This window comes from Paenibacillus sp. FSL H8-0457 (assembly GCF_038051935.1).
Lineage (GTDB): Bacteria > Bacillota > Bacilli > Paenibacillales > Paenibacillaceae > Paenibacillus_AQ > Paenibacillus_AQ lautus_A.
In genome coordinates this window covers 263,172-278,183 of sequence record NZ_CP150293.1, presented here as the reverse complement: position 1 = coordinate 278,183, position 15,012 = coordinate 263,172, and the positions used below count along the sequence as shown (strand labels likewise).

The 15,012-nt window shown below is 51.5% G+C and carries 12 protein-coding genes and 1 other annotated feature; of the genes, 3 read left to right on the top strand and 9 right to left on the bottom strand.

The genetic code is table 11. The features are described 5' to 3' along the window. Positions 1–77 precede the first annotated feature (77 nt). Positions 78–962: a GNAT family N-acetyltransferase gene (locus MHI43_RS01305; RefSeq protein WP_081746346.1), complete on the bottom strand. Its 885-nt coding sequence runs from the start codon at positions 960–962 to the stop codon at positions 78–80. A gap of 229 nt (positions 963–1,191) precedes the next feature. Here MHI43_RS01305 and MHI43_RS01300 point away from each other — a divergent pair, with 229 nt between their 5' ends. Further along, a complete protein-coding gene (locus MHI43_RS01300) occupies positions 1,192–2,310 on the top strand; it encodes an ATP-binding protein (RefSeq protein ID WP_036664894.1) in 1,119 nt (372 codons plus the stop codon). 300 nt (positions 2,311–2,610) lie between these two features. Further along, positions 2,611–3,465, top strand: coding sequence for an alpha/beta hydrolase (locus tag MHI43_RS01295; RefSeq protein WP_036664895.1), 855 nt, complete (start codon positions 2,611–2,613; stop codon positions 3,463–3,465). A gap of 1,176 nt (positions 3,466–4,641) precedes the next feature. Here MHI43_RS01295 and metG read toward each other — a convergent pair. The 3 genes from metG to MHI43_RS01280 all read right to left on the bottom strand — a co-directional run bounded on the left by metG (position 4,642) and on the right by MHI43_RS01280 (position 7,205). Then, entirely contained in the window at positions 4,642–6,282 is a 1,641-nt protein-coding gene (gene metG / locus MHI43_RS01290; RefSeq protein ID WP_036664896.1) for a methionine--tRNA ligase, read from the bottom strand. A 46-nt stretch (positions 6,283–6,328) separates the two neighbouring features. After that, positions 6,329–6,600, bottom strand: a binding site (T-box leader). Between the two features lie 50 nt (positions 6,601–6,650). Further along, on the bottom strand, positions 6,651–6,971 hold the full coding sequence (locus MHI43_RS01285; RefSeq protein WP_036664899.1) for a sigma-70 family RNA polymerase sigma factor: 321 nt from the start codon (positions 6,969–6,971) through the stop codon (positions 6,651–6,653). 57 nt (positions 6,972–7,028) lie between these two features. Continuing rightward, positions 7,029–7,205 (bottom strand): hypothetical protein, encoded by a 177-nt coding sequence (locus tag MHI43_RS01280; protein WP_012818465.1) that lies wholly within the window; start codon positions 7,203–7,205, stop codon positions 7,029–7,031. 159 nt (positions 7,206–7,364) lie between these two features. Between MHI43_RS01280 and MHI43_RS01275 the strand changes: the two genes are divergently transcribed. Continuing rightward, positions 7,365–8,282, top strand: a complete 918-nt coding sequence (locus tag MHI43_RS01275) for a winged helix-turn-helix domain-containing protein (protein ID WP_012818464.1) — start codon at positions 7,365–7,367, stop codon at positions 8,280–8,282. Positions 8,283–8,636: 354 nt separating this feature from the next. Here MHI43_RS01275 and MHI43_RS01270 read toward each other — a convergent pair whose 3' ends face one another. From MHI43_RS01270 to MHI43_RS01250, 5 genes are all read right to left on the bottom strand, one after another. Beyond that, positions 8,637–9,983, bottom strand: coding sequence for a glycoside hydrolase family 30 beta sandwich domain-containing protein (locus tag MHI43_RS01270; RefSeq protein WP_012818463.1), 1,347 nt, complete (start codon positions 9,981–9,983; stop codon positions 8,637–8,639). Between the two features lie 111 nt (positions 9,984–10,094). Then, positions 10,095–11,738 (bottom strand): sugar ABC transporter substrate-binding protein, encoded by a 1,644-nt coding sequence (locus MHI43_RS01265; protein WP_012818462.1) that lies wholly within the window; start codon positions 11,736–11,738, stop codon positions 10,095–10,097. Between the two features lie 96 nt (positions 11,739–11,834). Beyond that, the gene (locus MHI43_RS01260) at positions 11,835–12,719 is read right to left on the bottom strand and encodes a carbohydrate ABC transporter permease (RefSeq protein ID WP_012818461.1); all 885 of its coding nucleotides are present in this window, start codon (positions 12,717–12,719) and stop codon (positions 11,835–11,837) included. 23 nt (positions 12,720–12,742) lie between these two features. Next, the gene (locus MHI43_RS01255; protein ID WP_012818460.1) at positions 12,743–13,732 is read right to left on the bottom strand and encodes an ABC transporter permease subunit; all 990 of its coding nucleotides are present in this window, start codon (positions 13,730–13,732) and stop codon (positions 12,743–12,745) included. A gap of 120 nt (positions 13,733–13,852) precedes the next feature. Next, positions 13,853–14,872 (bottom strand): LacI family DNA-binding transcriptional regulator, encoded by a 1,020-nt coding sequence (locus MHI43_RS01250; protein ID WP_012818459.1) that lies wholly within the window; start codon positions 14,870–14,872, stop codon positions 13,853–13,855. Positions 14,873–15,012 lie beyond the last annotated feature (140 nt).

Sequence of the window (15,012 nt, the reverse complement as noted above, 5' to 3'; positions counted from 1 at the left end):
TTACGGTGCGTGGTCCGGGCAGGCTTCGATGGCTAATCGGCCAACATGCTTGACGCACGCATGGCTGTCGATCCTTCTTAGTGGCTTTCCTGCTCCAGCGGCAGGTAAAACCGGTGCTCCTCTTGGTCTTTGGCAAAACCGACCGACTGATAAAGTGACAACGCCGTATCATTGGCTGCCTTTACTTGCAGCTTGACCGTGGCGGACCCATGAGCCTGAAGATAAGACATGGCGCGGCAAAGCAGATATTTGGCGATCCCCCGCCGTCTCCACGGTTCCCGCACAAACACATCTTCAATCACGCCATCCCCCTCCTCCTGCCATGCCATGGTACTGCCGACGATCGTATCCTTTTCCAGAACATTCATGGCGATCCAATTGGAATGCCCCTTATATTCCCGTAATCGTTCGAGACCCAGCGGCGCTTCCGGCCAAATTTCAGCTTCGAGCTTTAGATACTCCACTTCCTCTTCCGCAGACTCGATCCTCCACAACCGATTTTGATAGCGATCATCTAATGGCAAGGCAGGAATGGGCTCCTCCAACGATCGTTTCATGGCATAAAGGTTCTCCAGCGGCTGAAACCCCTTCTTCTCCGTAAAAAAAGCATTATTTGCGCTCTCATGGACATAATTGCCCACGCACAAATACGTCTCGTACGTCTTCGGCAAAGTCCTCATTAAGACAACCGCCCGTTCATACAGGACCTGATACAATTCGTCCAACAGGCCATAATCCCGCTCACGATGCGGAACCGCCTTGAGATTCACGTAAATATGATGCTTGCAGTTCGGGGCACATCCCGGCGGAATCACGTTTATGATCCCGACCTGACCCTTAGCTACCATCTTCCCGTCTTCGATAGCGCAGAACACGTTTTCCCAATTCTCCCGGTCACCCACCCACCAGAACAGCGCATTCTCGGCGGATACCGCCTGATATAACTCGCCTAGCAGAGGCATGTCCTCCTGCCCAAAACTACGAATGATTCTTTCACTCAAATGAATGTCACCAGCCTTTGCGTTCATTGTAAGGCGATCGGAGTGCCAACAACAGAGAAAAAACAACTATAGACAAACAAGCCGCTTTTTTAAACAACGATCTCCTTATAATGGGTGTACAATACTGAAATTACGCAATATAATAATTACGTAATAACATAGTACTCTAAAGTGAGGTTGATGATTCCACATGACACGTGATCTGATCCAAGAGATGGATGTCTTAAAGAATCAAATGGCGGAGCTGCAGCAGCTTGTTTATCAAGCTCTTGTGGAACGAAAACCTGCATCCGCATCAAATCCATACCGCCAAGAAATCGCAACAGCGCCCACCATAAATGAACCCAATCCCGAAGACGGCTCTGTCTTCTACTCCGGGCAGGTGCACCTGAACGGACAAAACATCCGCTGGGAGCCACAGCAACGCCGATTGAATCAATTACTGGACATGAATACCGAGAAGGCGGCCAAAATCCTCGCTGCCCTGGGCAACAAGCAGCGCCTGGATATTTTGAAGGCCGTCATGGCGGAGCCGCTATCGGGATCCGAGCTGGTGGAACGGTTGAACATGGGGACGACGGGTCAGCTGTATCATCATCTCAAGGCACTGCTCGGCGCAGACCTGCTCGTCCAGGAGCAGGGGGGCCGCTACGCTCTTCCCCAGCATCGAAGCCTGCCGTTCCTTCTGCTGTTGTCCGCTGCCGGCGATCTGCTCGATGCCAGCGATTACCTGGAGATGTCGGAAACCCGCAACAATGCAGGGATGTACTTCGGGCCCTCGCATGGCTTTGATATTCATCAGCTGCTTTGGGCCGTGGTGGAAAATTCGATTTTGGAGCATACGAGCGGGTATGGCGATCAGATCGGCATTTTCCTGCATGAGGATGGCAGCGTGACGGTGACCGACAACGGAAGAGGCATTCCGGTGCAGGCCCTCCCGAATTCCGATGTCCCCGTTGTGCAGTCGATTCTGACCGATGTCCACCGCTTCAACAACAGCGCGCACTTTCTGGTTCCCGGCGCGGAAAAAGGCATCAGCATTGCCGTGGTCAACGCCCTCTCCAAGCAGCTGTCCGTGGAAATTCGGCGTGACGGGAACATATACCGGCAGGAATACCGGCACGGCATACCGCAGACGGGTCTTTTGACGGTTGGTTTGACTCAAGAGACGGGAACCAGCGTGACGTTCAAGCCCGAGCCGGAATTGTTCAGTTCGACCTTTGAATTTGACCTCATCCTCGAGCGCAAGGACGCGATTGCCGCGGATTATCCTGCACTTGCCCTGACCATTCGGAACACCGCTGAATAAAGTGGCTTTTCGAAGCGGTCCTAATTTGTATACTTTGCTTTTTTTGCAGCAGCTGCAGATATGGTTGGCATCCAAGCATGCCCCGGACCAAGTGCCGTGCGCACAGGGAACTGTTTCGTACGATGTACGAAAGCCTGTATCCGGTACACCGAGTGCCTACGCTCCTGTGCTATACTGGGCTTGAACGAACGTTAATCGAGGTGATATAGAATGGTGGAACGTTCTATGGAGAATGTAATGGAATCCGAACAGGAAAGGGGCTGGTGCGATTAAAATATAAAACGAAACGAGGACGTACGCATGAATACGCGAGATACGGTAATGAGCGAAGGTTTTGCACTGAATGTTTCCATTCGCGGAAACGGCAAGCCCATATTGGTGGTGGGAAGCAGCGTTTACTACCCCCGCTTGTTTTCGGAGCTGCTATATACGTCATTTCAATTGATTTTCCTGGATCATCGGGGCTTTGTGGAGCCTCCTCGGACACTGGAACCGGAAGACTATACGCTGAATAAGGTTCTGGATGATATCGAGAGGGCAAGACAAGCGCTGGGACTGGAGAATTTTATCATATTGGGGCATTCAGGACACGCCTTTATGGCGCTGGCGTATGCTAAAAAATATCCGGAACACGTCCGCAAGGTGATCCTGCTGAACACGGCCCCAACCAATAGCCCGGAGCGGCAGCAGCAGAGTTTCGCTTTTTTCAATGAGACGGCAAGCCCTGAGCGGAAACGGCAGTTCGAAGCGGATATCGCCCTGCTGGAGGAGGATATCCGAAAGGAGCCTGAACGTCGGTTTGCTCATATGTGCATTCGGATGGGAGCCCACAGCTTTTATGATTATGCCTATGATGCGGCTTGGATGTGGGAGGGGGTCTTCACCAGCATGCCCGTCTTGGATCATTTATGGGGAGAAGCCTTCGCGCGGCTGAATCTGATCGATTCCCTGGAAGAGGTTGATATTCCCGTCTTCATCGGTCTTGGACGGTACGACTATTTGGTCGGCCCCGTGTCGCTATGGGATGCCGTAGACGGCTCGCAAGCAAACGTGAGAAAGGTCGTTTTTGAGCATAGCAGCCATAATCCAATGTTCGAGGAGCCTGAGCTTTTTAACGCCACTTTGACGGATTGGATTCAAGAAACGGATCGCTGATTTTGTAAAAGTTTGAACGAAGAGGAGCCCGCGGCAATCCCGCTGGGCTCCCTTTGTATTTACTGGTGCTTCAAGGCGGCGTACTCTCGTTTCATAAGGCGCATCGTAAGATGCTCTACTCGCTCAAAACTGCTCTTTGTTGAGTCGGATGCGGACACTGGTTCAGTTATTTACTGATATTTGGTCCTCCTTTGGGCCAATACGGACATAGGATCCGCCATTCGCTGATTTTCGTTCCTTTTTGAGTTCATGCGGACACTGGTTCCGCTATTTGCTGATATTCGGCCGCTTTTGGGCCCATGCGGACACAGGATCCGCCATTCGCCGATTTTCGTTCCTTTTTTGAGTCCATGCGGACACTGGTTCCGCTATTTGTTGATATTCGAGCCTCTTTTGGGCCAATGCGGACATAGGATCCGTTAATGCAGCTTTTACACGGTTGAATCCCAGTAAATTTTGAATATAGCGGATCTCCTGTCCTCAAATCCCTGCAATATGGCTAAAAACATAGAAATAACGGAACCATTGTCCTCCAAACGTCACAAATCCAGACCCATCCAAACCGCAAACCTTCATCACTCACGCGACGTTGCTTCATCAATTTTCGCCCATTGTCGAAGCCCCTATAGTACTTTGTTCCATCGTTCCTCGACTCATGTTACTTTGCTTCCTCGACCCCCTGCTCTTGTTACTTTGCTTCACCTATCCTTAACCCTTGTTACTTTGTTCCATCGATCCCCAACTCTTGTTACTCTGCTTCACCGTTCCTCGACTCATGTTACTTCGCTTCCTCATCCCTGACCTTGTTACTTTGCTTCACCGATCCTCGACTCTTGATACTCTGCTCCAACGATCCCCGACTCTCGATACTTTGTTTCCTTGCTCCCCACCCTTGATACTTCGCTTCCTCGACCCCCTGCTCTTTTTACTTTGCTCCCTCACTCCTCGACTCCCGATACTCTGCTTCCTCATTCCTCGACTCTTGATACTTTGATTCCTGGGTATCCCCGATTAGTGATACTTTGCTTCCTGACTCCCCAACTCTCGATCCCTAGACCCCTTGATCTCTACACACCTCACAGGGTCCTGGCACGAATACAAATTTCATCATGACGACAATAGCTCCCACCCTCCTGCAGGGTCTGACATATGGGTGGGCAGCCGTGAGTTCCCCCATTAAAGGGACAACTCCCCCAGCCGACGACTCTCCTCCTCAATCCGGCTTGGATCGATCCGCTCAAACAACAGCTCCACCCCATGAATCGGCCTGCCGGCCGGAACGTGGCACCACTTCCACGCAGGCGGCTCCAGCGAGAGGAAGTCCCGGATCCTGTCGCAAGAGAACGGGATGAACGGCTGCAGCAGGTTCGCCAGATTGGCCATAATCAGAATGCAGGTGTACAGCGTGGTCCCGCAGGCGGCCCGATCCTCCTTGACCTGAATCCACGGCTTCCGTTCATCGAAATATTTGTTCGCCTGGCGTACCACGCTGAAAATCAACTCCAACGCTTCTTTCAGTCGACCCTCCTCAATAAGCGCCCCGGCCTCCCGGTACAGTTCCTCCACCCGGCCCTGCCATTCATCGGATATGCTTCCCTCAGGCACTTTCCCGTCAAACGATTTGTTCGCAAACACCAGGGTCCGGTTGACCAAATTCCCGAACGCGCCAAGCAGCTCGCCGTTATGGCTGTGAATGAACTCCCTCCAGGAGAAATCCGCATCCCGCTTCTCGGGACCGTTCGCAAGGAGGAAATAACGAACCGAGTCCGGCTGATACCGGCTTAACAAATCCGGCACCCATATGGCCCAATTGCGACTGGTCGAGAATTTCTTCCCTTCCAGCGTCATGTATTCGCAAGAAATGATCCGATCCGGCTGATGCAGATCCCCCGCTCCCTTAAGCAGCGCGGGCCAGATCAACGTATGAAACGGGATATTGTCCTTCCCATGAACATAGTAAGCGGTCACCTCGCCTTTCCCCTTGCGCCAAAAGGACTCCCAATCGCCGCCCGTTTCCGCGGCCCACTGCTTGCTGGCGGACAAGTAGCCGCTGACCGCTTCGATCCAGACATAGATTTTCTTATCCTCGAAGCCCGGAACCGGGACGTCCACGCCCCAGGTCAGATCCCGCGTAGCCGCCCGGTCCTGAAGCCCTTCCTCCAAGTATCTCTTGGTCATTTGCACGGCATTATCTCGCCAGCCCCGGGCGTTATTCAAATCATCCGCCAGCTCAGCTTGGAAATTCGACAAAGCTACATAAAAATGCTCGGTGGGCCGCTCCACCGGCGGAGTCCCGCATATTTTGCAGGTCCTGTTCGTCAGGTCGGACGGATCAAGCATCGTGGAACAGGCATCGCACTGATCCCCGCGGGCCCTGCTCCCGCATACGGGGCAATCTCCTTCCACATAACGGTCCGGCAGAAACCGCCGATCGGTTTCGCAATACGTTTGCAGCACGGTTTTACGGTACAGATGGCCGTTGTCCAGCAGCTTCAGGAACAGCTCCTGTACCACGCCATGGTGAAACGCCTGATCGGTTCGCGTGTATAAATCGTAAGAGAAACCCAGCTGTGCAAAGCACTCCGCGAACTCCGCATGGAACCGATCGGCAATATCCCCCGGCGTTACGCCCTCTTGAATCGCTTGCACCGCCACCGGCGTGCCGTGGCAATCGCTGCCCGATACGTACAGGACGCGATCGCCCTTCGCGCGGAAATAACGCGCCAACACGTCGCCGGGCAGGAGACTGGCAAGCCGCCCCAAATGTAAGGAGCCGTTGGCATAAGGCCAGGCACCGCCGATAAAAATGTTTGTCATGTCGTTCATCCTCCTTTTTTATGGACAACAAAAAAAGCCCTCATCCCAAAGGGACGAGAGCTTATGGCTCACGTGGTACCACCCAATTTCATTCATGCCTTGCGGCATTCACCTCTTCGGGTACGACGCCCATATATCGCGTGTATACCCTAGCACGTTAACGGGTGCGGGATCCGGCACAGCCTACGACCCCATGCAGGGTTTCGGTGCACAGCTCAGAGACCATATTCCCGAGGCTCCTTCTTTACCCCTTTTCACCAGCCGGGGCTCTCTGTTCAAAGACGCTGCCAAGGTACTCTTTCTCGTCATTGCTTTTGTCTAGCGTTATTCAACTTACTGGAAATCATACTCGAATTTCACGGAAGAAGTCAAGGGGACGAATGCGCAGCTTTTCTTGCCCTTTCCCGGCCGTCCCGTATCGCTCCCAGCTTCTTGCCCAGCATCATTTTAAGCTTCTTGCGGGCTCTGCTCATGCGGTTCCGGACATTTTCGGGCTCAATCTGCAGCACCTCCGCAATTTCCAGGGTGTTGAAATCCTCGTAATAGTACAAATACATCGGTTGTCTTAAGGTTTCGGGCAGCCTAAGCACGGCAGACAACAGCTCGTCATGGTTTTCCTCGCTGTACATTATCGATTCAGGCACCTGTACGGCCCACTCGCTTAAACGATTCTCAGCCAAAAGATCCATTCATTTCAACTCCTTTTTTCCCGTGTATGGATATGGATCGGTTCTTCCTTGTTCCCGTTAGTTCAAATTTCGAGCTCTTTTCTTGACCGGCTGAAATTGTCGTCTCTTCGCTGGGAAGAAGCGAGCCAACAAACGTACCCGATCATGCGTATATTTCCAGGACTCTCCGGCCTCTCGATCCAACTCCGCCTGCTGCTGCTTGATGAGAGATTCCACAACGAACCAATTGGTCATATCTAGTCACTCCTCTTCCCTCGCTCGTTAGTTCATATTTTTTTGAACTAAATATTTAAGTTCAATTATATATGAACTAATAAAAAGTTCAATATTTATTTTCCTTGGGATGTGGTATCATAAAAATGGAATAATGAGTGCTTGGAGGAGAGGATGATCATGACTCATATCAGAGTTGACTATTCGCCTGTTCACGAGCTGGTAACCAGCTTGTTCACATATGCAGATAATAAAAACCAAATGCATGATCTAGGGAATAAATGGAGGAAGGACATTCAGAAGAATCTGCCCGCGTCTTTTACGGATAAGCTGGAAGAGCTGGACCTGTGCGAGATCGTTGCTTATCTGCACCTGGTTATCGTAGACAGCCCGAAAAAAGACAACATCGAGCGTTTTCTTGCCTGGTTTGCCGATTTAGGAGAAGGGCAATTGTACGAAATCCTAGCGCCTTATCTAGAAGACGGATTTCCGATGGGGCTGAAAACATTCCGGGATCAGAGCCTTGAGATCATGACGGAGTGGCACCGGGTCTATACGATCTTGCCTGAGATTCACGACCTGCTGGGGCGTTCCGCTGCCCGCATGGAGCAGCTGAGCCGGGAGCTTTCCTGTATTGATCTGATCGATGAGGCAACGAACGGGATCGTGCTCGATCCTGAAGACGAATATAGCGCCATTCTTCTCATCCCTACTTATCACATCAAGCCGTTAAACCGGATGGACGAAGTGGGCAATCAACAGCTCATTATCAGTTATGCCGTAGACGATGAGCAGCAGGACGAGGATACGCCGACCAACCAGCTGCTGCGCATGACCAAGGGATTGGCTGACGAGAAGAGGCTCGTGCTGCTGCACATTCTCGCTGACGGCCCCGTCACGTTTACGGAGCTGCAGCAGAAGACCGGACTTTCCAAGAGTAACCTGCACTACCACCTTTCCTTGCTTAAAACCGCGGGCCTTTTGCGCATGCACTTCAAAATGCCGAATGAACGATATAAATACAGCGCAAGACCGGAATCCTTCACTCAGCTCAAGTCTTTCCTGGAGTCTTACGTGTTCGGTCTGACAAAAGAATAAGCGCTGCGTAGTCCCCCACCGAATTCTGGAGCACAGCGATAGTCATGTAAGAACTACACGCAAAGAGGCTCCCCTCTTTAGGAAGCCGGTACAGGATGTAAGGCGAAATGGCGAGTATAAAATAGCCTGCCGCATTAATAAAAACATCGATCGATATCCCCGGAAGGCAGTCCGTATACCGGAACGGAGCGTTGTCTTGCGAGATCAGGGCCACAAGCTCTAAAGGTTTATACGTTCTGATCTCTAACGAAAACAGAAAAAAGCCTGGAACCATCGTTCCAGGCTTTTTATCATTCAGTTATAGAGGTCGCAGCTTTCTATCGTTGCTGTTATAGAGGCCCCCGCAGCCTCCAATCAGTTGCTCTCTATCTTGACTGTCAGCGCACTCTTGGCCGGCATTTCCAGCTGCAACGCCTCTTCCCCGCGCAGCTGGATCGCCACGCTCTCCGGAGCCTCGCTGTCGTTGAACAACACGGCGGCAATCGAGCCGTCCGTGTTCTTGAAGGCTACCGAACGGATGAACTCATGGCTGGTAGATGCCACACGCCGCGCTTTGGGACGGATCACCTTGCTAAAGTGCGCCAGCGCGTAGTAATCCAGCGTATAGGTAAGCTCCTTCGTCTGCTGATTCACCGTCACGATGCCGCGGCAGGTGCTTTTTCCAAAGCCCGGCACGGTAGGTCCGCTCTTCTCGTCCAGTGCCATATTCCACAGCACGTAAGATTTACTGTGATTGCGGAGAATCTCGATTCCGGTCCGCATCACATTGGAGAAGGCTTGCTCAAACGGCGGAATCCACTCCCCGCCCGATCCTTCCGTAAAATGAACCTCTTTCCCCGGGAATGCCTCGAAGACTTCCGATTGGGCCGACGGTTTGCCGCCGTACCAGTGCCAGGCAACCCCATCCACAGCGTCGGCCGCTTGCTCAAATACGGTCAGCGGGTAGTCCGGCTTGTCCCAGTTATGGTCATAACAGAGTATTTTCGTACCGATGCCGTTCTTTACGAATTGCGGCTTCAGATGGTTCTTGATAAAATCGCTCTGCGCTTCGGGCAGCATGATCATGCCGGGGTAATGTCCCGGCGAGTATAATGCCTCGTTCTGCGGCGTGACGGCATAAATCGGCAGCCCGTTGGCTTCATACCCTTGGATATAACGCACAAAATAATCAGCATACACCGAATAGTATTCCGGCTTCAGCTCTCCGCCGATCATCGACCCGCTCGTCTTCATCCAGCCGGGCGGGCTCCACGGGGAACCCATCAGCTTCACGTCCGGATTCAATCTCACCGCTTCCTGCAGAAGAGGAATGATATCTTCCTCGTCATGCGCAATGGAGAACTGCTCCAGCTCTACATCCGTCTGGCCCTCAGGCATATCATTGTAGCTGTAGAAATCACGCGCGTAATCCGATGCTCCCATCGGCTGGCGGAGTACAGATAACCCGATCCCTTCGTTTGGATCGAACAGCTGCGTCATGAGCTCGGAACGCTGCTTCGTCTCCAGCACCTGATGGATCAAATAAGCAGCGGAGTCCGTGAAGGACGCGCCGAAGCCGTCCATCTCCTGAAACGTCTGCTCCTCATCGATGACAACCTTATGCTTCGCTGCACCCGTAGTTACGGGCGTTAGCTGCGCCTTGTCTTTCTTCACGAATAATTCTTCTTCACCGTTTGACTGGTAGATGGTGATGTTCAGCATGTTGTTCCCCTCCAGGTTTCTTGTGTCTTCCTACCCATGGCCTACCGAAGATAACTTGGAAAGAGCCCCTCTCCTGTCAAGAAAGGGGCCCTTCCATCCATTAACGTAAACTTATTTCAGCCCCAGCTTCTCTTTGTTCGCTTTCATCTTCTCGTTGCGGACTTCGACGATTTTATCCCAGTTGTTATCGTCCAGGAACTTTTTATAATCGTTCAAGAGGCTATCGAAGGTTGCGTCGTCCTTCGAGCGAATCATGCTGACGAGCGTGGAGTTCCATTTCGTATTGATGGCCGTCAGGGAGCGCGCTTCCGGCGTGCCCTGATCCGGGTTGATATTCTCCAAAATAAAGTGCGGCGTCAGCTTGCCTTTGCCCCATTCCTGCATTTGCTTGATCGCATCCGGGAAAGCATCCCCGCTCAGCGCCTTGTGGCGGTCATGTCCGAAGAACATGAATTCGCCCATGCGGTAGTCCTTCTTGAACGTATCCGGATTGTTCATCTGGAGCTCCTTCACGTCTGGCAGGAATTCCACCGTTCCGTCTGCGTTCACTTGGTAAGTCTCGCCTTCGATGCCATAGTTCATCAGCATTTGTCCTTCTTCGCTTAACAGGTACGTGAAGAGCTGAATGGATTTGGCAGGGTCTGCGTTCTCTTTCGTGATAAAGCTGATCATCCAGCCCGTAATACCGGATTGGTTCAAAGTAGGCGCATGTCCGACCGTGCTTTGCGGTCCGTCAATCGCGATGTACTCTTTGCCTTTGTTGTTGCTGTAGAAGCTCTGCAGGTTTCCGCCCTGCTGCGGCGTGCCGTCCAGCATGATCGTTGCGTATTTGCCCGCCTTCACCTTCTCTTCAAAAGCCGTTCCGTCATCGGCAAAGCTGTCATCGCTGATCGCGCCGTCACGGTATACGGTATTGAACGCCTTCACCCAAGTCAGATAATCTTCATCCAGGTTCCGGTTATAGAAGCCGCCGTTCTCGTCTTCCAGCGGCACGCCGATGAAATCCTGCAGCACGTCGCCGAGCGAGCCCGTTCCTTCGCCGATGGAGTTGAAGCCCAGTGGAATCAGGGCAGGGAATTGCTTCTTGATATCCGCGAGAGCAGCCTGGAATTCCTCAGGCGTTCCCATCGCAGGCTTGCCGATAGCCTCGTACACGTCCTTGCGGATGATAAATGCCGTTTTGGCAGGAATGTTGCCGCTGTCATAGTCTTCCTGCGTATTGGAATAGTTCGGGTATCCGTACGTTTTGCCGTCCTTCAATTGGAACCAGTTGAGGGTATCCTGCGCCGCTACCTTATTGAAGTAAGGGTCATATTTCTCGGCCAGATCGTTCAGTGGCAACGCCCATGTAGCCGCTTTCTGTACGACAGGGGAGTTCGAGTCAAATGTCGTGATCAAATCCGGCATATCCCCGCCGGCAAAAAACGTATTCAATTTGGTATCGTCACCCGTAATGAATTTGATATTGATATTCAAGTCTTCCTTGATCTTCTTCGTTACAACGTCCTTGCCGAAATCCGTGTTCCACCAGTCCGCATTCACGTACCAAGTCAGCTCGGTGGTCTCTTCTTTTTTGTCCAGCTGCCAAGCCGGCTTTTCCGGATCCGGCGTATACCGGTCCTCGATCGAAACCCAATTCTCCTTCTTGGAGCCGGAGCCCCCCGATCCGCCGCAGCCGCTCACAACCAGCACAACGGCCATCAAAGCCGTAAGCAGCGTAAGTCCTCTCTTACCCATAGCCTTGTTCATCAACATCCTGTAACCCTCCCTTTAAATAAAAGCGCTTTCTCGATAAACCCTTGTCTTTACAGGCTTGCTTCTGTTCCACTCCCTTAAAGAGCTACGGCTTCGCTACTCTTTAACAGCTCCGAGCATCATGCCGGAGATAAAATATCTCTGTAATATTGGATACATCACAACAATCGGCAGCGTCGTCACGACAATTGTTGCTAGTTGGACCCCTTTGGTGGTCGTCTGAATCGCAACCGAACCGATATTTTGCATCGATTGGGTCTGGGACTGCACAATAATCTCATACAGCATCATCTGTAACGGATACAGCGACTGATCCGTGATATACAATTTGGTGGTCATAAAATCGTTCCACTGTCCGACTCCGTTAAACAGGGCAATCGTCGCCATGGCCGGCATGGAAAGAGGAATGAAGATGCTCAGGAAAATTCTCCAGTCGCCCCCGCCATCGATCTTCGCCGACTCTTCCAGCGAATCCGGCACGTTGCGGAAGAAGTTCATCAGAATGATAACGTCGTAAAAGCTTAACAGGGCCGGGATGATATAAACCCAGAAGCTGTTTAGCAGCCCCAAGTCTTTGATCAACATGTACGTCGGAATCATGCCGCCCGAGAAAAACATGGTGACAACGCCCATCGCCACGTAGAACTTGCGGCCGCGGACGTATTTTTTACTCAAGCCGTAACCCACCATGGCACAGAAGAACACGTGCGTGATGACTCCGATCACGGTTTTGGCCACCGAGATGAAGAAGGCATTCCATATGTTGGCATCCCTGAACACGGCCTGATAATTCTCCAGCGAGAACTCGGTAGGCCAGAAGATGAACCCGCCCTCGGCAAGGGACCTGCCCGAGCTGAAGGATGAGACGACGACGTTCCATAACGGAACGACGATGATGATCGTAAACGTAACCAGTAAAATGATGTTGATCGTATCAAAGATCCGGCTGTCGAGATCTCCTTTTGCTGCTTTGAAATTCACCGTTATACCCCCTTCTGCATGACCTATAGAACGGATTGATTATCGTTTAATTTACTGGTCACCTTATTCGCCGTAACGAGCAGAATGACGGAGATGATGGATACGCCCAAACCAACGGCTGTGGCATAAGAGAAATCTCCCTGCGTCATACCCATCCGGTACACGTACGAGTTAATGACTTCGGCCTTTTCCCGGTTCTGCGAATTCATGAGCACCAAGGTTTGATCCAGATTCGATCCCAATAAACCGCTTACAGTCAGGATCAAATTCAAGCTGATAATCATCTTCATGTTCGGCAGGGTGATGTTCCAGATTTGTCTCAAGCGGCTGGCCCCGTCGATTCTTGCGGCCTCGTAGTAGGTAGGATCGATCTTGGCCATGATCGCCAGGTACAGAATCGTTCCCCAGCCGGCCTCTTTCCAAATATCCGACAGCGTTGCAATCCACCAATACTTGCTTGGATCGAGCAAAATGTTTTGCGGCTGCGAGATCAGTCCCAGAGCAAGCAAGATTTCGTTGAACAGGCCGGATGTCGAGAACCAAGTAATGAGCATGCCGCCCAATACGATCCAGGACAAGAAGTGAGGCAGGTACGAGACGGTTTGAACGAATTTTTTGAAGCGCCCCATGCCAACCTCGTAAATCATGATGGCCAGAATAATCGGAATGACAAAGCCGATCGCCAATTTCAAGAAGCTGATGCCCAGCGTGTTGACGACGGAGTCCCAGAAATACTTGTCCGACATAATGATCTTGAAATTGTCCAGGCCAACCCACGGCGCGGAATCCAGCGTATCGATAACGGTGTAATTTTTAAACGCAATCGTCAAACCGTAAATCGGTATGTAGCAGAAGATGAACATGAAGATGACGCCGGGAATGATCATCGATTGAAGCTCCCATTGCCGCTTGTAATCCATAAAGAATTCCTTGATCCTCTGCCCCATCGGCTTCTTCCCGGTAGGTTGAACCGCTCCCGTGCCGGTTGACTGAACTGCAGCAGTTTTACTCACCTGCTTAACCCCCTTTGATCAAAAACGTTTCATAATAAAAACGTTTTTATTTTTCGCGAAAAAAACCCCGAATTTATAAAGTATTTTTAAAAAACCGTTTGACGCGTTCATTCCCTTCGGTTAAACCGGTTCATTCCGACTCATCTTCACGTGACTGGAGCCGCGAACGACCAGTTCTCCCGGCAGCTTCTGAATCTTGCCCTTCTCTTTCTTCTGAATCATGCGCACCAGATGATCCACGACCAGAATCCCCTGTCTGGCAATCTGATTGCGGACGGTCGATAACGGCGGCGTAAAATACTGCGCGATATCGATATCGTCGAAGCCTACAACGCTGACGTCCTGCGGAACCTCGTATCCATGAGACTTCAACGCCCGAATGCAGCCGATGGCGCTCACGTCGTTACCGGCGAGAAAAGCATCCGGCACTTTGCCAGGGTGTAAGTGAAGAAACGATTTGACGGCGTTATAGGAACCCTCTTCCTCGAAATAGCCTTGCAGTATGTAGTCTCCGTCGATCGGGAACCCGCACTCCCGGAGCGCAGCCAGATACCCTTCCTTCCGCTGCACGCTGTCAAACATCGTATCCACGCCGGAGATGTAGGCAATCTTCTTATGCCCCAGGCTGATCAGGTACTTGGTTGCTTCATAACCGGCTACGTAAGAGTCGAATATGATGCTGCCCATCGTTTCGTTCTGAACCTCGCGATCCAGGAAAACGGCCTTGATCTTATCCTTCTCCATGGCAGCGATGTCTTTGTCGTCGATCTTCAGCTCTTCGAAGATAATGACGCCGTCCACACGGCCGCCCATAATATTGCTCATGATCACCTGCTTATCCTTCGTCACAAACACGTTCAAACCATAACCCAGACGGTCACATTCCCGTGACATCGACTCCACCAATGTGTAGAAGTAAGGCCCTGACACGCTTGTCGTAAAGAAGCCCAGCATCTTGGTCTTGCCCGACTTCAACAGCTTTCCGTTCAGGTTAGGTACGTAATTGAGCCGCTCCGCCACCTTCAGCACATGGGATTTGGTCTCCGGGTTCAATACATCTACGTCGTTCAATGCATTCGAAACCGTAGAAATGGAGACTCCGGCTTCTCTTGCCACATCCTTGATCGTTACTTTACCCATATAACCATTCCATTTCCTTTGCGATAAAAACGTTTTTATGTTCATAAGTTACCACATATGTGAGGTGAACACAATGCTTTTTTGGAAGGGGTTACAAATATTTTTTCAGTTATGCTCAACGACTATTGGGGGATAGATAT